General features: G+C 37.0%; 18 protein-coding genes. 1 reads left to right on the plus strand and 17 read right to left on the minus strand.

Going from position 1 to position 17927, the window contains the following annotated elements:
- Window positions 1-302: 302 nt before the first annotated feature.
- The 4 genes from C8K15_RS04960 to C8K15_RS04975 form a co-directional block, all read right to left on the minus strand.
- Window positions 303-1043 (minus strand): CsxC family protein, encoded by a 741-nt coding sequence (locus tag C8K15_RS04960; RefSeq protein ID WP_108585328.1) that lies wholly within the window; start codon window positions 1041-1043, stop codon window positions 303-305.
- 600 nt (window positions 1044-1643) lie between these two features.
- On the minus strand, window positions 1644-2381 hold the full coding sequence (locus tag C8K15_RS04965; RefSeq protein WP_108585329.1) for a CsxC family protein: 738 nt from the start codon (window positions 2379-2381) through the stop codon (window positions 1644-1646).
- A gap of 299 nt (window positions 2382-2680) precedes the next feature.
- Window positions 2681-3769, minus strand: a complete 1089-nt coding sequence (locus C8K15_RS04970) for a M42 family metallopeptidase (protein WP_108585330.1) — start codon at window positions 3767-3769, stop codon at window positions 2681-2683.
- Window positions 3770-3840: 71 nt separating this feature from the next.
- Window positions 3841-4326 carry a dUTP diphosphatase gene (locus C8K15_RS04975; RefSeq protein ID WP_108585331.1) on the minus strand — a complete coding sequence of 162 codons (486 nt, stop codon included), beginning with the start codon at window positions 4324-4326 and terminating at the stop codon, window positions 3841-3843.
- 99 nt (window positions 4327-4425) lie between these two features.
- On the opposite strand from C8K15_RS04975, the gene C8K15_RS04980 reads away from it, so the two are divergent.
- Window positions 4426-4809: a sigma-w pathway protein ysdB gene (locus C8K15_RS04980; protein ID WP_199224062.1), complete on the plus strand. Its 384-nt coding sequence runs from the start codon at window positions 4426-4428 to the stop codon at window positions 4807-4809.
- A gap of 481 nt (window positions 4810-5290) precedes the next feature.
- Here the strand turns inward: C8K15_RS04980 and C8K15_RS04985 are convergent, their stop codons facing one another.
- From C8K15_RS04985 to C8K15_RS05045, 13 genes are all read right to left on the minus strand, one after another.
- Window positions 5291-5572 (minus strand): DUF1294 domain-containing protein, encoded by a 282-nt coding sequence (locus tag C8K15_RS04985; RefSeq protein WP_108585332.1) that lies wholly within the window; start codon window positions 5570-5572, stop codon window positions 5291-5293.
- Between the two features lie 113 nt (window positions 5573-5685).
- Window positions 5686-6045 carry a 50S ribosomal protein L20 gene (gene rplT / locus C8K15_RS04990; RefSeq protein WP_108585333.1) on the minus strand — a complete coding sequence of 120 codons (360 nt, stop codon included), beginning with the start codon at window positions 6043-6045 and terminating at the stop codon, window positions 5686-5688.
- Between the two features lie 45 nt (window positions 6046-6090).
- Window positions 6091-6291, minus strand: a complete 201-nt coding sequence (rpmI, locus tag C8K15_RS04995) for a 50S ribosomal protein L35 (protein WP_108585334.1) — start codon at window positions 6289-6291, stop codon at window positions 6091-6093.
- A gap of 29 nt (window positions 6292-6320) precedes the next feature.
- Window positions 6321-6827, minus strand: a complete 507-nt coding sequence (infC, locus tag C8K15_RS05000; protein ID WP_024534253.1) for a translation initiation factor IF-3 — start codon at window positions 6825-6827, stop codon at window positions 6321-6323.
- A 316-nt stretch (window positions 6828-7143) separates the two neighbouring features.
- Window positions 7144-9066, minus strand: a complete 1923-nt coding sequence (gene thrS, locus C8K15_RS05005; RefSeq protein ID WP_108585335.1) for a threonine--tRNA ligase — start codon at window positions 9064-9066, stop codon at window positions 7144-7146.
- Window positions 9067-9454: 388 nt separating this feature from the next.
- Window positions 9455-10198, minus strand: a complete 744-nt coding sequence (locus C8K15_RS05010; RefSeq protein WP_108585336.1) for an ABC transporter ATP-binding protein — start codon at window positions 10196-10198, stop codon at window positions 9455-9457.
- 1 nt (window position 10199) lies between these two features.
- Complete coding sequence (locus tag C8K15_RS05015; RefSeq protein WP_108585337.1) at window positions 10200-11831, minus strand: ABC transporter permease; 1632 nt, start codon at window positions 11829-11831, stop codon at window positions 10200-10202.
- Window positions 11832-11902: 71 nt separating this feature from the next.
- The gene (locus C8K15_RS05020; RefSeq protein ID WP_108585338.1) at window positions 11903-12991 is read right to left on the minus strand and encodes a Fe(3+) ABC transporter substrate-binding protein; all 1089 of its coding nucleotides are present in this window, start codon (window positions 12989-12991) and stop codon (window positions 11903-11905) included.
- A gap of 370 nt (window positions 12992-13361) precedes the next feature.
- Entirely contained in the window at window positions 13362-14303 is a 942-nt protein-coding gene (gene dnaI, locus C8K15_RS05025) for a primosomal protein DnaI (protein ID WP_108585339.1), read from the minus strand.
- Window positions 14287-15684, minus strand: coding sequence for a replication initiation and membrane attachment family protein (locus C8K15_RS05030; RefSeq protein ID WP_108585340.1), 1398 nt, complete (start codon window positions 15682-15684; stop codon window positions 14287-14289). Before C8K15_RS05030 ends, dnaI begins: the two co-directional genes overlap by 17 nt.
- A gap of 18 nt (window positions 15685-15702) precedes the next feature.
- The gene (gene nrdR / locus C8K15_RS05035) at window positions 15703-16170 is read right to left on the minus strand and encodes a transcriptional regulator NrdR (RefSeq protein ID WP_108585341.1); all 468 of its coding nucleotides are present in this window, start codon (window positions 16168-16170) and stop codon (window positions 15703-15705) included.
- 118 nt (window positions 16171-16288) lie between these two features.
- The gene (gene speD / locus C8K15_RS05040; RefSeq protein WP_108585342.1) at window positions 16289-16672 is read right to left on the minus strand and encodes an adenosylmethionine decarboxylase; all 384 of its coding nucleotides are present in this window, start codon (window positions 16670-16672) and stop codon (window positions 16289-16291) included.
- 215 nt (window positions 16673-16887) lie between these two features.
- Window positions 16888-17910: a glyceraldehyde-3-phosphate dehydrogenase gene (locus C8K15_RS05045; protein WP_108585343.1), complete on the minus strand. Its 1023-nt coding sequence runs from the start codon at window positions 17908-17910 to the stop codon at window positions 16888-16890.
- Window positions 17911-17927 lie beyond the last annotated feature (17 nt).

Here is a 17927-nt window from a genome sequence, read left to right on the forward strand (position 1 = left end):
ACAATATAGATAACCCCTATCGGCTAGATAGGGGTTTTTATTGAATGAAAATAATGATAATTAAAACGTATGAGAGGTATCACTAATATTTTGAAAAATACCCCCATTAGGGGATTGGGATATTAGGACTTACAATTGTGTTGTATGTGAAAAAGGTATATTCCAATGAATTGTATTAAATAAGCAAATAATTCATTTACTTTTCCTTTTTTAAAAGGAAAACAGATACAATTCAAAGCATTCACATTGATGTTTGCTTAGCGGTTTTTTAAAGATTTGCTGGAGGTAAACCTATGAGGATTTTAACAGTCGCCTAGAGAATCAACCCGAACTTGTTGTAATTGCAATAGTTTTAGAGTAAGGTCAAGTACAATTTTTTCGCGTAGAGTATCAAACGTGTTACCCGCACTTACAGCTTGTGGAGAAAAATCAAGTTCAAAGAAATTTGCACTAATTAACTCACAATATGGTTGCTCATTATAAAAAACACTATTTTCAAAGAAGTATTTATCTTGGCGTGGCGAGTCACCGGTTTTCGGATCAATAAATCGAGATCTACTTCCTGAAGATTCTCCTAAAATAGGATAAAGGAGAAAATCATCACCCTTGAGGTCTACAAAACCAGAGAATGGAACAGTAGCAATTCGATCACGAATTACTCCATTACAATCCGCTACAGCATATTCAATATCTTTGCGAATAAATCCTTCAATAAATAATTTGGCTCTTTTTACGGTAAAGACACCTGGGCATATTTCCTTACCAAAGTCACTAGGTACAAGTTCACATTGCGTTAAAAATACATCTTTTGATACTCTTTTAATTTCGACTGCTGGTGGATCAAGCGGAATATTTGCTTCTACCACGATTTGCATGGTGGTCTCTGCTAACACAGTTGGAACTTTAATAACTGGTTTAGAATCCTTGTGTAGGACACATGGTTTTACTTTTTCATCTTTTAAAGGTACATTTGTCGTTGCCTCTACCGGACAAGGAATAACAACTGGAGCATCCGTATATCTTGTTTTGTTATTTTGAGTCATCAAATTCGTCTCCTTTCATTCTTTCAATTTTTTTCATTACATTCTTCAAATTGTTAACTCAAATCGAACGGTTAATGGGAACACTCCTTTAGTTTATAAGCTTTAACTACTGTGTAACCTATTGAGCTCTTTTTAATATCTATTGTTTGACTTAATATAATAATCTACATTGTTAAAGTATGTTGCAAAAGGTATTCATGTATATGCGTATATAATAGGTATATTACTAATATTTGGTTCTGATGCAGAAAGCAATCTTAAGGGAAATTCTTAGGTCATATTAATAGGCGAAAGTTCCATTTTTTTGCTATGGATTATCTTCCTATCCTACTACTGCCTTTTGTGGTAACCTCCTATTTATTAATCCGTTGGCGTTATTGTGCCGATGATTCATTAATTTAGTCTCCCTGTATGTATATTAATTAGAATTACTCTTATTCACTCGTAGTACCCTAAGATACTTCATTTTTCCACAATATAGAAAACCCCTATCGGTTGGTTAGATAGGGGTTTATAGAGGACCATTCTTGTTGAAGTTAACTTAGCGTATTGTTTTTCCAATTAGCTAACAGTACTCTTATTAGGAATTTAAACTTTAGCCTAGTGTCCTAAAGAATCAACTTTCACTTGTCGTATTTGTAAAACTTTTAGAGTAAGGTCTACTACAATTTTTTCTTGTAGGCTTCTAAACGTTTCACCCGCACGAACTGGATGTGGAGAAAAATCGAGTTCAAAGAAATTAGCACTAATTAACTCGCAATATGGTTGCTCATTATAAAAAACGCTATTTTCAAAGAAGTATTTATCCTGGCGGGGAATATCACCATTTTTCGGATCAATAAATCGAGATCTACTGCTATCTGAGGATCCACCTAAAATTGGGAAAATCAGAAAATCATCACCCTTGAGGTCTGCGAAACCAGAAAATGGAACAGTAGCAATTCGATCACGAATAACTCCATTACAATCCGCAGTAGCATATTCAATATCTTTGCGAATAAATCCTTCAATAAATAATTTCGCTCTTGTTACTTTTCGGACACCTGGGCATTTATCATCGCTAAATTTTACAGGTACAAGTTTACATTGCGTTAGAAATACATCTTTTAACACTCTTTTAATTTCTACTGCTGGTGGATCAAGTGGAATATTTGCTTCTACCACGATTTGAATGGTGGTCTCTGCTAATACAACTGGAATTTTAATTATCGGCTTAGAATCTTTGTGAAGGACACAAGGTTTTGCTTTTTCATCTTTTAATGGTATTAGTGTCGTTGCCTCTACCGGACAAGGAATAATTGGACAATCCCCATTATCTGTACCATCTTGTTGACTCATAAAAATCTCCTCCATTTATTCTTTCTCATTACTTTTTTAAAATATGTTGTCTAAGACATAAATGTCTGAGCGTATATAATAGGCATATCAATATTTATTTTTTTAATACAGAAAACTTTTTCTATAAAAGTTGTTGTATTAGGTCTTTAACATGCATGGAGATCCGTGCAAAAATTATTTCAGGGGTATTGTTATTTGTGAATTTGCCATCGTCCTTAACCAGTTGGAGTACGATTCTGAGTATTAAAGAAAAAACAAATTAAAAAAAGCACCGCCAAAGCGATGCTTTACTGAAGCATTTATTCAAAAATAATTTGGTTAACCGTGTCTCGATCTAGTTTTTTGATCACTGCAACAATTAATTTCACAGCATTTTCGTAATCATCACGATGTAAAATTCCTGCATGAGAGTGAATATAGCGTGTGGCAATACCGATTGCTAAAGAAGGAACTCCATTCGCTGTTAAATGAATTGCACCAGCATCTGTTCCACCGCCAGGAATTGATTCAAACTGGAAAGGAATATCGTTTTCTTTTGCTGTGTCGACGACTAAATCACGAAGTCCTTTATGAGAAACCATAGATGCATCAAACAAAACGATTTGAGGACCCGCACCCATTTTACTTGTTGATTCCTTTGCCGTGATTCCTGGAGTATCTCCAGCAATACCGACATCAACTGCGAAACCGATGTCTGGTTTGATTTTTGTAGCAGCGGTACGTGCACCACGTAATCCAACTTCTTCTTGAGCTGCTCCAACACCATAAACGATATTTGGATGCTTCTCATCTTTTAACGCTTTTAATACATCAATTGCAATAGCACAGCCAATGCGGTTATCCCATGCTTTTGCAAGAAGTAATTTGTCATTGTTCATGACAGTAAATTCGAAATATGGAGTTACCATATCTCCTGGTGAAACGCCCCACTCCATTGCTTCTTCTTTTGTAGAAGCACCGATATCAATAAACATATCTTTAATGTCCACTGGCTTTTTACGCGCTTCTGGTGAAAGAATATGAGGTGGTTTAGACCCAATGACACCTATAATTGATTCACCCTTACGTGTAACGATGGTAACTCGTTGTGCTAGCATTACTTGTGACCACCAGCCTCCAACTGTTTGGAACTTTAGGAACCCTTTAGAGTCAATTTGTGTAATCATGAAGCCAACTTCATCTAGATGTCCAGCAACCATAATTTTCGGTCCATTAGCATCTCCGACTTTTTCAGCGATTAAGCTTCCTAAGTTGTCCGTATCCATACGGTCAGCAAATGGCTCTATGTATTTTCGCATTACATCGCGAGCTTCACGTTCATTACCAGGTATCGCCTTCGCATCTGTCAATTCTTTTAGCATAGTTAATGTAGAATCAAGCTTTGTCATTATTTCGTCCTCCTAAATATAAACTACAAAGTTTATTATAATGTAAACGTCTTCAATATTCAAAATATTCTTCAATAACCAGAACGTTGACGCTCATAATTTTTTTCATTTTTATCAAGATATGCTTTAATAATTTGTTCATGTGTAAAGCCAAGATTTGATGCCACTGCTCCATATCTTCTCCATACTTCTTCGTAATTAGCCATCGTTGGATTTTGCAAAAATTGATTTATCGACGCCTGGGTATGTATAAATAACAACGTAAGTGACTCATCCTCAAAATGTAGTGGCCAATTTTGCAAGCCGTCTAACTCCTTTTCAATACCAAGAGATAATAAAAAGTGAATCGAATCGACATACTCTTCTAAAATGACTTCTTTCTCAGATGGCCCTTTTGAGCTCCAAAATTTAAAGCAACGTGTTTCATTTGCTAACTCCGCTAGTTCAACAAGTAGTGCAAGACCTTTTTCAAGAAACACATCATGTGAAATGTTTTTTTCAGTTTGAATATATGTATCAAGAGATTTTTGCATATCAAAAAGGGATTGTAATTTCATATTAAATTGCCTCCAGTATAAAAATTTCATAATTCTTGAAACCAATGAACACGGTTATCCGTATACTATAATAACATGTCTGCCCGAGGGGGGTTCATAATGATAGTTATATTAATTCGATTTTTGATTCTCGCTCTTCTTGTTTACATATTTTATCGCGGATTCGCTTATTTACTGGATCCCAAACGAAAATTGGATGATGCATACGGGAAGGGTTCATACTATTTTTATGATGATGTGAAAAACGCACGGAAGAATTTTTTCATTTCTTATAAAGGAGCATTATTCGAGGGAGAGAAATATTTAGGTACAACTGATAATGCTTTTGAAGTTGTCTCAATCTTTGTGTGGGCTAAAGACACCATGAAATTACAAGGCTTCACACGGGATGATTTCTTATTTCTTGAAAAAGAAATTTTGATGAACTACCCTGTCGCAGACATTGGCTGGAAAAACCCAATTGAACAATTGATGAAAAAATAAATAATCCCCTTACCCGACATAGAAACTGTGTCGGGTTTTTCTATTTTGTCTATGAGCGGATTCGTGTCGACTATGCGCGCAAAAGACATGGCTATGCGCGGTTCTCTGCCGGCTATGAGCGGTTTAACCACACAGGGACATCCAACAACGGTGGATGTCCTTAACAAATTAGCTTTTTTAGTTTTCGATATCTATGTGATGAATTTTTCTATGAGCGGATTCGTGTCGACTATGCGCGCAAAAGACATAGCTACGCGCGAATCTTTGTCGACTATGAGCGGTTCTCTGTCGACTATAAGCGGTTTAACCACACAGGGACATCCAACAACGGTGGATGTCCTTAACAAATTAGCTTTTCTAGTTTTCGATATCTATGCGTGGTTCTCTCAATTCAACACGCGAATCGAAAAAAGCCTGGCTCATCAAAGGAACTGGACATTTTTAAATCCACTTCACGTTAAGACTCCAGGCATTCATATCATTACATATCTTTTAATAAGGGTGTTGCCCAAATCAATAACGCAACATGTGCGATGGCTAATAAGGTAAATCCGATGCGAAATGACATATGTTTTGTTTTATGACGGAAGGTAATCATCCCGAGGTAAGCACCCACGCCTCCTCCAAGAATTGCGAGTTTCCATAATGTACGTTCTGGTACTCTGCGATTGTTTGCTTTAGCTGCAGATTTGTCATGTCCCATTGTAAAGAATGCGACGATTGACATGACAACAAAAAAGCCAATGAAAATGATATGTATCATATAAACTTCCTCCTAAGAAAATCATAATATGATTATACTATTAAACGTCTATCCCTAAAAAGATCCGTAAAAAAAGGCTGATGGATTATCCATCAGCCTTTAAGTGTTCGAAATTAGTTGTTCATTGATTTTTTAGCAGCATCTGCTAATTGAGTGAATGATGCTGGATCTGTAACAGCTAATTCAGCTAACATTTTACGGTTAACTTCGATATTAGCTAATTTCAATCCGTGCATTAAACGGCTGTAAGAAAGACCATTCATACGTGCTGCCGCGTTGATACGAGTAATCCATAATCTACGGAAGTTACGTTTTTTGTTACGACGGTCACGGTATGCATACATACCTGATTTCATAACTGCTTGGTTTGCTACTTTATATAATAATTTCTTAGCGCCATAATAACCTTTTGCTAATTTTAAGACTTTATTACGACGTCTTTTAGTGACTGGTGTGCTTTTTACGCGTGGCATAATAATTACCTCCTGCTATTATTTCGAACAATTAAATTTCGAGTATTATTTCATGTAAGCGATTAGTGATTTGATACGTTTGTAATCTCCAGATGAAACAAGTCCACCTTTACGTAGTTTACGTTTAGCTTTAGTTGACTTGTTTGCGAATAAGTGACTGCGATATGCACTTGCACGTCTTAGTTTTCCAGAGCCAGTCTTTTTAAAACGCTTCGCTGCTCCGCGGTGAGTTTTCATTTTTGGCATGTCGAATTCCTCCTAAACTGTCGTCAATCTTACTTTTTCTCGTTCTTCGGTTGAAGAATCAAGAACATGCTGCGGCCTTCCATTTTCGGTTTTTGTTCAACCGTGGCTACCTCAGTACAAGCTTCTGCAAAGCGATCTAATACGCGTTGGCCGATTTCTTTGTGCGTAATTGCACGACCTTTAAAACGAATAGAAGCTTTGACTTTGTCGCCTTTTTCAAGGAACTTGATCGCATTACGAAGTTTCGTTTGGAAATCATGTTCATCGATTGTTGGGCTCAAACGAACCTCTTTTAATACGATAATCTTTTGATTTTTACGAGTTTCGCGATCTTTCTTTTGATTCTCAAACTTGAATTTACCATAGTCCATGATACGAGCAACTGGTGGCTTGGCTTGAGGGGCCACAAGGACAAGATCCAAATTAACGTTAGCGGCAATTTCAAGCGCTTCGAAACGTGTTTTAACTCCTAATTGTTCACCGTTTTGGTCGATAATTCGAAGTTCACGTGCGCGAATACCATCATTTACATACATGTCTTTGCTAATAGTAATCCACCTCCAGATAGTGTCGCGAATACATGGTTTGGGCATATTGCTTATTGAAGACTTTCAATAAATCAGTTACGCCGTTCCGACCAATAAAAAAACGAGCGGGCATTTACAAAAGTAAATGTCCGCCCGCCGATATATGCAAGTACATTACAGTACGTTACGTTTAATCGTGTGTCGACCTGTCAACTACTTCTAGTGTCAATCAGGTGAGAAGCGGGCAGCCTCTACTTATACCACAAACTTTGTATTCATTAACCTTAATAACTTTATCATGTCCATATTAAACTGTCAACCACTATTAGTTAATTTCTTGTTGAATGCGTGATAGGAATTCGTCAAATGAAATACTTTCAGAGTTTTGTTCTCCGTATTTACGAACGTTGACAAAACCACTTTCCATTTCTTTGTCGCCGATTACAAGCATGTACGGGATTTTTTGCATTTGGGCTTCTCGAATTTTATACCCCAGTTTTTCTTCTCGATCATCCATTTCGATACGCAAACCACCAGCTTGTAGTTTTCCGATGATATCTTTTGCATAATCAAAATGTACTTCGTTTGAAACCGGAATAACCTGAACTTGAACAGGCGCTAACCACGTTGGGAAAGCTCCTTTGTATTCTTCAATTAGGAAGGCTACAAAACGTTCCATAGTTGATACGACTCCACGATGGATTACGACTGGGCGATGTTGTTTTCCATCTTCTCCGATGTACGACAGATCAAATTTTTCAGGCAATAAAAAGTCGAGTTGTACAGTTGATAATGTTTCTTCTTTACCAATTGCAGTTTTGACCATAACATCCAATTTAGGACCATAGAACGCCGCTTCACCTTCAGCTTCGAAGTAATCTAGACCAAGTTCATCCATTGCTTCTTTAAGCATACTTTGTGCTTTGTTCCACATATTTTCATCATCATAATACTTTTCTTTATCTTCTGGATCACGATAAGACAAACGGTATGAATACTCATTAATGTCAAAGTCTTTATAAACATCAATAACTAATTGAACGACACGTTTAAACTCGTCTTTAATTTGATCCGGACGAACGAAAATGTGTGCATCATTTAATGTCATCCCACGAACTCGTTGAAGTCCAGATAATGCCCCGGACATTTCATAACGGTGCATTGTACCAAGCTCAGCAATACGCATAGGTAAGTTACGGTATGAATGGATGCCATTTTTGAAAATCATCATATGATGCGGGCAGTTCATTGGTCGTAAAACTAGATCTTCATTATCCATACTCATGACCGGGAACATATCGTCTTGGTAGTGATCCCAGTGACCGCTAGTTTTGTACAATTCCACGCTACCCATTATTGGAGTATAGACATGGTCATAACCAAGTTTCACTTCTTTATCGACGATATATCGTTCGATGATACGACGAATTGTTGCGCCTTTTGGTAACCACATTGGAAGGCCTTGCCCAACTTTTTGTGAGTTCATGAATAAATTGAGTTCCTTACCGATTTTACGGTGGTCACGTTCCTTTGCTTCTTCAAGCATTTGTAAATGTGCTGCTAGGTCTTCTTTAGTGAAGAATGCAGTTCCGTAAATACGTTGCAACATTTTATTGTCGCTGTTCCCGCGCCAGTATGCACCAGCGATACTCAATAATTTAAATTCTTTTAACTTACCTGTCGAAGGCACGTGTACTCCACGGCATAAGTCGAAAAAGTCACCTTGTTCATAAATAGATACTTGATCATCTTCAGCAATAGCTTCCAATAACTCAACTTTATATTCATCTTCTTTAAACTTATCAAATGCTTCAGAACGAGACACATTATGACGAACTATATCTATATTTTCATTAATGATTTTTTTCATTTCTTTTTCAATAACTAACAAATCTTCTTTTGTGATTGGTTCTGGTGAATCGATGTCGTAGTAGAATCCATTTTCAATAACTGGACCAACCCCTAATTTAACATCTTTAAATATGCGTTTAACAGCTTGGGCTAATAAATGAGCTGTACTATGACGTAACACTTCTAATGCTTCGTCTGATCCAGGCATAACAATGGCAATTTCTCCATCTTGTTCAAGTGGAGCTTTTAAGTCGACAAGTTGGTTATCTAATTTACCAGCCAATGCTTTTTTACGAAGTCCTGGACTAATTGATGCTGCTACGTCTTCAGTTGTTGTGCCTTTTGGAAACTCCTTTATCGCACCATCTGGAAACTTCAGTTGAATTGTCTCTGACATGTTGAACACTCCCTTTTTAGATGTAGTTCAAAAAATATTGAACCCTCAGTTTTACCATTTATTAAAAAAATGAACACAAAAAACCCCGTCCTATGAAAGGGACGAGGTTTGAGTTCGTGGTTCCACCCTTCTTCCTTCTCTTCAGTCCAGGACTAAAAAGATGAAGCTTTGAGCCGGCTAACGGGCCGTTACCGTCAACAGTTACATTAATTCGTTCACTGTTGCTGCTCCGAGGTGGTAAAAAGACTATCGTACTTAAGAAGCTTCCAGCCATGGCTTCTCTCTCTAAAAAGTCGTACAGACTATCGTTGTCCTCTTCTTGGCATTTCATTATTCTTATGTTGACATTCTACTCTTGCATGAAATTAAATGCAACAGAAAATTGAAATTAAACAGACATTAATTCACGTTCTTCGATCATAGGTGTTACTTGTGGGACCGGATGTGGATGAATACCAATCAAGTCACAAGGTCGTCCGATTAAGTCAATGCACCCATCCTTCAATTTAACAATACGATCGGCTAAAGCATGAGCATCATTTTCATCATGGGTAACGAAGATAGAAGTAATGTTTGCTTTCTTCAGGATTTCACGTAAGTCTTTGCGGATTTTCACTTGTAGTTCGGCATCCAGATTACTGAAAGGTTCATCAAGTAAAATTAAATGTGGATTCGGCGCAATTGCACGTGCTATAGCGACACGTTGCTGTTGACCACCACTTAGCTGGTGGGGATAGCGTTTTTCATAATCTTGAAGTTCAACTAATTCCAAAACTTCTTGGAGTCGTTTTTTCTTGTCTGATTTTTTCAATTGAAATAACCCAAACAGAATATTTTCTCCAACCGTCATGTGTGGAAATAATGCATAGTCCTGAAATACCATGCCAATTCCTCGTTTTTCTGGTTGTAAAAATGTATTGCCATCAAATAACACTTCATCTTGTATCGTTAAGGAACCTTCTGTTGGTTTTTCAAGCCCAGCAAGAAGGCGTAAAATTGTACTTTTCCCGCTACCACTTCTGCCTAATATTGAAATCACTTCCCCTTTTTCAATATTCATTGAAAACTGGTCAAGTGCTGGTTTTCCTGTATTTGGATATGAGAAACAAACATTTTGAATGGAAATAAACATGTCAATCCGGCTCCTTTTCAAGAAACTTATAGAAAACAACAATGGCAAGGGCACTAATACCGACAATTAATAACGAAGCTTGTGAAGCTTCCATAATTTTTTCATCACTTGCATATTGGAATGCTTTTGTAGAAAGAGTATCAAAATTAAACGGACGTAATATTAATGTTAACGGTATTTCTTTTAAGATATCAATGAAGACTAATATAAATCCGCTAATAATGGCACCTTTTAACATCGGAACATCAACTTTGAAAAATGTTTTCGTCACGCCTACACCTAAAAGTCTTGAAGCGTCACGGAAGTCAGTTCCTATTTTATCGTATCCAGATTCAATGGAATTATAACCTATCGCAAAGAATCTTATTATGTATGCAGAAATTAACATAATTAAACTTACACTTAATACCAGTGTTGTTGTAATACCTATCATTTGATACAAGGGTACTAAAAAGCGATCCAATGCGATGAATGCAGTGACAACGGCCACAGCTATTACCGCTCCTGGTATAGAATAACCAAGTATTGAAAGCTTGGGCAATAATTTCGCCACTTTCCCTTGTACCAAACGACTAAAGTTACCAACGATTAACGCGAAAATGATTATTGCTGTTGCACTTATTCCAGCAACTAAAACTGAATTTTTCACATAGGTTAAAAATTCATCCATCGGAATTGTTCCAAACGTTAAAATCATCCAATCAATCAATTGAGCGATTGGAATAAAGAAACCTAAGCTCAAAATCATCAATCCATAAGTAGTTACGAGTCCTGCTTTCCATCCTTTTAGCTGAATAAGTGGTAGAGGTCGCACTTTTGTTGTGGAGTAGCTGTATTGACGTCTTCCACGTAATACTTTTTCAATAACTAAAATGAAGATGACAAACCCCATTAGGGATGCGGCAAGCTTAATTGATGATTCAATATCACCTAGTCCAAACCAAGTTTGAAAAATCGCCGTCGTAAATGTTTGAATGCCGAAATATTTGACGACACCATAATCATTTAAGACTTCAAGCACAACTAAACTTGCACCACCAATAATGGATACTCTTGAAATCGGAATAACGACCTGGAAAAATGTACGCCAAGGACCTTTCCCTAACATACGAGCACTTTCAATGAGAGAAGCTGATTGTTGTGACAAGAAAACACGTGTAATTGTATAAACATACGGATATAAAAACATCGTATAAATAAATATTGCACCAGGCAAATTCATGATATCAAAATGGGCTGGATTCAGGACCATATCAAATTGATCTCTCAGTGTTGTTTGAATAACACCCGTGTAGTTAACAATTCCATGATATGTATAAGCTCCGATAAACGGTGGAATTGATAAAGGCAAAATCAATGCCCATTTTAAGAAGCCGCGTAAAGGAAATTGATACTGAGTGATAAGCCACGCTAAACTTAATCCAATAGAGATTGTTAATATAGCAGTTGCACTAATTAGAATGAGAGACGTTCGTATAAAAGACCCTAGAACAAATTCTTTCATATGTACCCAGTTTTCATTGGATGGCGAAAAAATTCCCGTAACTATCGTTATGTTCGGCAAAAACAATAGAATCATAATGATTGCAGCTGATACTGTCCACCCATTTACATTTGCCAGTCTTCTTTGCACGTTTCAAACACCTCTTCTAATCCCAAGAAATCCCTTGTCACGAGTACTCGTAACAAGGGCATTTATATTATTTATTTCCAACCAACTTCATTAAAGATTAATATTGATTTTGCATTGTTATCTCCAAGAACAGATAATGAAATATCTTGTTCTTTAAATTCGCCCCATGATTTAAGTAATTCAGTTGCTTCAACTGATTCATTTACTGGGTACTCATAGTTTGCTTCTGCAAATGTACCTTGAGCTTCTGGAGCTGATAAGAACTCAAGAAGTTTAATTGCATTGTCTTTGTTCTTAGATGTTTTCACTACTCCAGCACCACTTACGTTCACATGTGTACCAGTTGTGTCTTGGTTCGGGAAGAAAATGCCTAAGCCTTCAGCCACTTTTACTTCTTCTGGATCTTCAGAATTTAACATTTGACCAAAGTAGTACGTATTCATGATTGCTACGTCACCAACACCCGCGGCAATTGCTTTTGCTTGGTCTCTGTCTCCACCTTCTGGATCACGTGCAAAGTTTGATACAAGACCTGCAGCCCACTCTTTAGCTTTGTCTTCTCCGTTAATTTCGATGAAAGATGCTAACAAAGATTGATTATACACGTTTTCAGACCCACGAATCAAGACGCGACCTTTCCACTGGTCTTCTGTTAGTGCTTCATACGTTGATAACTCTTCAGGTTTTACTGTTTCTTTATTGTAGATAATGACACGAGCACGTTTTGTTAAACCGTACCACATTTGATCTTTATCTTGGAAGTTAGCTGGAACTTGTTCGTCTAATTTGTCACTTGAGACAGCTTGCAATAACCCGTCATCTTTAGCACGGTATAAACGCCCTGCATCAGCAGTAAGGAATAAATCTGCTTCAGTAGCATCGCCTTCACGTTTAATACGTTCAAGTAATTCATCTGCTTCACCTTTAATGACGTTAACTTTAATGCCTGTTTCTTCTTCGAATTTTGCATAAAGCTCATCGTCTACATCATAATGACGTGCCGTATATAGGTTTACTTCTTTGCTTTCGTTTGTTTCTGTTGTTTCTTTTGTTTCTTTTGACTCCTTGTTCGATGTGGTCTTATTGGTTGTTGTATCGTTGCCACAAGCTGATAAAACAAGTAGGGCAAAAGCTAAAACTAGAAATAATGCCTTTTTCACTGGATGTCTCTCCCTTTGATATGTATTAAATCGTAACTGAAAACGATTCTCAATCTCAATTATAAATGTGTTGTCGATATTGTCAATGATTCTTTGTTCCATTGTTTATATTCGTACTATTCGGAATAATTAAAGTGCATACTATACTTAGTTTCATATTTGAATCTAGTGATGTGAAGAGCTCTTTAAGTTTATTGTTGCTCAATTTGATTTAATCCTATTCAAGATGCATTTATTCCCGCTAACAGAGGTTTTGTTCCCGTTCACAACCCTTTATTCCTTTTCAACAGAGTTTTATTCCCTTTCGCCCATTTTCTCCCACAAAAAAACAACCAGACTGCAATCGTCTGGTTGTTTTTTATGTTACCTCTTATCCATCTCTTCTGTTTTTCCCACTTAAACGCATTGGTATGGTTATCGAACGGATTCTTTCCATAATACGAGCGGCTTTAACAAGCTCCCGCTCCCCTTTTCCGGAATAAGCTAAGTGTTCTTCTAATCCATCATAATCAAAATTCGAAGTGATAAACGTAGGTAAATTCTCAGCCATTCGATAATGCAGTACCGTACCCAAAATTTCATCTCGAGTCCAAGTTGATAATGTTTCTGCTCCCAAATCATCAAGCATAAGAACAGGAGCTTTTTTAACATAATCGACTTTCTCTTGAAGTGATTGATCTTGGATAGCGTGTTTCATCTCGCGTAAAAATTCCGGGACATAAACGAGAACAGTTTTAATTTTTTGTTCAGCGAGCTCATTAGCTAGCGCACCTAATACATAGGATTTGCCGACTCCAAACTCTCCATAAATATAAAATCCTTTTGAAGGCAATTGTCCTGTTGTTTTAAGTTCTTCCATAAATGTGCTGGCAGCTGTTCCTAGATTAACTCGAGTATTGTGATCATAAGTAACAGTAGCAAGTCTTGCTTTCAACACATCTTTTGGCATGTGCATACTTGAAATCATTGCAGACACTTCACGACGCTCGTCCTCAACAATTTTTTGTCGACATCTGGCATAGTCAAGATCAATTAATCCACGAATAATTGTTAATTGAGGAACATAGCCCTTCATGATGTTTTCGCAGTTAGCTACGTTTTCGCATGTTTCACAATCATGATTTTGTGTTGTATACTCATATAATTTCCCGAGACCACGGTCAACCATCCCTTTGTTCACAACTTCTGCATTTTCTGCTAGAAATGCTTGAACTCCACGATTTTCTAGAATCTCTGATTTCATTTTTTCATATCGCTCTGTAAATGCATCTGCATTAACGACACGCTTTAAAGTATCACTTATTGGTTCCACTAGTTTTCGCCTGCCCCTCTTTTACACCGAGTTTCTCAAGCAACTGTTGTTTTTTTGTTTCCCAATCTTCGGTTACTTCATTCTCAACTGATTGTTTAGTTGAGCGAGTTTCTTTCGCTTTGTAAAACCACTCAGGCACTTTCTCATCACGCACATTTTTGCGTTTGTAAGGTGTTGCTGTCTTCGCTGAATTTTGCCAATCCAGATATTGATCATGTTCTTTCCTAGATATCTCTATGGCCTGTTCAGCCGTTTGAATGTTTTCACGTTGCCAATGAGCTGCGATTTTGTGCACGTAATTCTTATTTAGTTTCATCTTGGCGCGAATTAATACGAATTGCAATAACACGTTGACGACTGCAGGTGGAAAACTATATTTAAAAATAAGCTCGTTGGCTAAGTCAACTTCCACTGGCATCGGTTCTTTACCATTAGATAAGTCACGCAACACTTCTAGAGGTGGTGTATCTTCTAAATATTTTATTAAGGATTGGTCTTTTGATAGCACTAAATTTTGTGTTTCGACTTTATTTTGTTGAGGTAGCTTTTGAGTAAGTCTAGGTGGCTTTGAAGAAATCGAAAGCTTGTAATAATCAGCTGCTGTTTTTTTCAATCGTTCTTCTGTAACACGGTTTTGATCATCTATAGCCATCATTAATACTTTTTGCATATCAATAGCATTTAATGAATACAAAAAAGCCACTTTCGCAATTAACTCTTTTACCGATAAAGTAAGAACACTTGAAGGAATCATTACCTCAGATAATCCAGATTTTAATAAATCGAAATCAAAATCCATTGAATAAAATGGTAATTTATTCGGTCGACTTGGTTGTTCCATTTGGTCTGGATCAAACACATGTCCTAGTTTTGTATAATCATGATTACTTTTAAAGACGTCTTGTAAATCTCTTGAGACGTTTTCAAAGCCGCTTTGTTGAGCTTGTTTTTTCACAAATCTTTCTCTGACACGTATATACGCTTTTTCATGTATTACGCTATATAAGGAAGTTGCCAAAATCGGCTCGCTGAAAAACGAAGCGGCATCCAGCGGAGCAACTACTTCATATATAAACATGCGTTTGTCATGATCATCTTTTTTCCATGTTTTCATTAAACCAATCGCTTCGAGAGCTACACGTGCATCAAATATTTTTTTTAATGACATGTTTAAGACATCCATTAAATAATAATGTGATAATTGTTCCGAAATATGGCTCTCGGATTCTGCCCACAAAGTGCAGTATAGACTCATAGCATCAGAGCCAATGATTGGTTTGTACAACATTGTGACGAGTTGACGATCTGTATCAGCAAGTGGATAAGGCATTTGGATGATGAAGCTATCTACTGGTTGAAGTTCTTTAAATAAAAGTTGCATACAACATCCTGTTCCTTTCTACTTGTTTTCTGGATTTCTCTTTAATAAGTCTTTTAGTTCGTCAATAAACACATTGATGTCTTTAAATTGACGGTAAACTGACGCAAAACGTACATAAGCCACTTCATCAATTTTCGCTAACCGGTCCATGACCATTTCGCCTACATCTTCTGACTTCACTTCTGAGTTTCCTATGCGACGCAACTCTTTTTCAATTGAGAATACGACTCCCTCAAGCATATCAAGAGATACAGGACGCTTTTCACATGCACGAATAAGACCACGTATTACTTTCTCATGGCTAAACTCTTCTCGTGATCCATCTTTTTTAACTAGAATTAATGGCATTTCTTCTACTTTTTCAAATGTTGTAAAGCGAAATCCACAATCCTCACATTCTCTTCTTCTGCGTATTGCTTTATTGTCGTCAACTGGTCTAGAATCCACGACTCGTGTTCCGTTATATTGGCAAGCTGGACATCTCATATTTTAATCTCCTGGGTTAAGGCTTTCGTTAATGTTCTTATTATAACAAATATTATTCATAAAAATCGAAAAAGCAGAGGAATATCGTCCTCTGCTTACTCATTTAACAGTTTATGTGTTATGCATGTGCTGTTACGAGAGGTTTGCTCGCTGTAACAGGACCCATACCGCGTGGAATTTCTGTCATTTCACGAGTCTGTGATCCAAGTGCATCAGCAATATATTTAGCAGCAATTGTTGGATCTAAATCGCCACATGTATATACATCAATACTTGCGTAACCGTGTTCTGGGAAGCTGTGAATCGTTAAGTGTGATTCAGAAATAATCACGACTCCACTTACACCTTGTGGTGCAAATTTGTGGAATGCTACTTCACGTACTTCTGCTCCTGATTTAAGTGCTGCTTCAACAAATGTTCGTTCGATGAAATTCACATCGTTTAATTTGTCAAATTCGCACTCCCAAAGTTCTGCGATAACATGACGCCCCATTGTTTCCATGGTTCGTTTCCCCCTTTGATAAGTTATTATTTTTTGATGAATCATCAAAGTAGACTACCACGGGGGAAAGTTAGTCCAGAGAGGTCCTAACCCTTTAAGCAGTCAGTGTATATTTTAAAAGTACACGATTCACATTATATGATGTATTCAACAACATTGCAATAGATTACGAAAAAAATCCTTCCTGCTGTTAAAATAGCAGGAAGGATTCTTATTTATACGATTACTCTATCCTTTAGAGCTGCTCCAACTTTTTTCGTTAAATCAATTACACGAGCTGAATAACCCCATTCATTGTCATACCAAGCAAGGACTTTAACTTTACGTGATCCGATGACCATTGTCGTTAATCCATCCACAATTGCAGAGTGTGGATCAGAATTGAAATCAATAGATACAAGCGGTTCAGTTGTAAATCCAAGAATCCCTTTCATAGCACCTTTAGAAGCTTCAATAAATGCAGCGTTTACTTCTTCAACTGTTACATCTGTTTGAAGATCCACTACAAGATCAACTAGTGAAACATTAGGTGTTGGCACACGGAGTGAAAGACCGTGAAGTTTACCTTTTAACTCAGGTAACACTAATGACAGCGCTTTCGCAGCACCCGTAGATGTTGGAATTATTGATTGTGCACAAGCTCGTGCACGTCGTAAATCTTTATGTGGGTTATCAAGATTCTTTTGATCATTCGTATACGCATGTACAGTTGTCATAAGACCATTTTCAATACCAAATGTATCATTCAATACTTTTGCTACTGGAGCTAGACAATTCGTCGTACAACTTGCATTAGATATGACGTCATGTTTTTCAATATTCAATTGATCTTCATTTACACCCATTACAATTGTTATGTCTTCATTTTTTCCAGGTGCACTCAAAATTACTTTTTTAGCCCCTGCTTGTAAATGCAATGCTGCTTTTTCACGTTCATTAAATTTCCCAGTTGCTTCAATAACAATATCAATGTTCATTTCTTTCCAAGGCAACTTCAATGGATCGCGGTCACTTACCAATTGCACTCGTTTACCATTTACGATTAATGCATTTTTTTCAACTATAACATCAGCGGAAAACGTCCCGTGATTTGTGTCATACTTAATCAAATGTGCTAATGTTTCTGGTGGATATGTAGCATTAATTGCCACTACATTTATATCATTTTGAAGAATAGCTTGACGAAAAACCATACGACCTATGCGGCCAAAACCATTAATAGCGATAGAAGCTGGCATTAAAAATCCTCCTACAA

The organism is Paenisporosarcina sp. OV554 (assembly GCF_003058165.1).
Lineage (GTDB): Bacteria > Bacillota > Bacilli > Bacillales_A > Planococcaceae > Paenisporosarcina.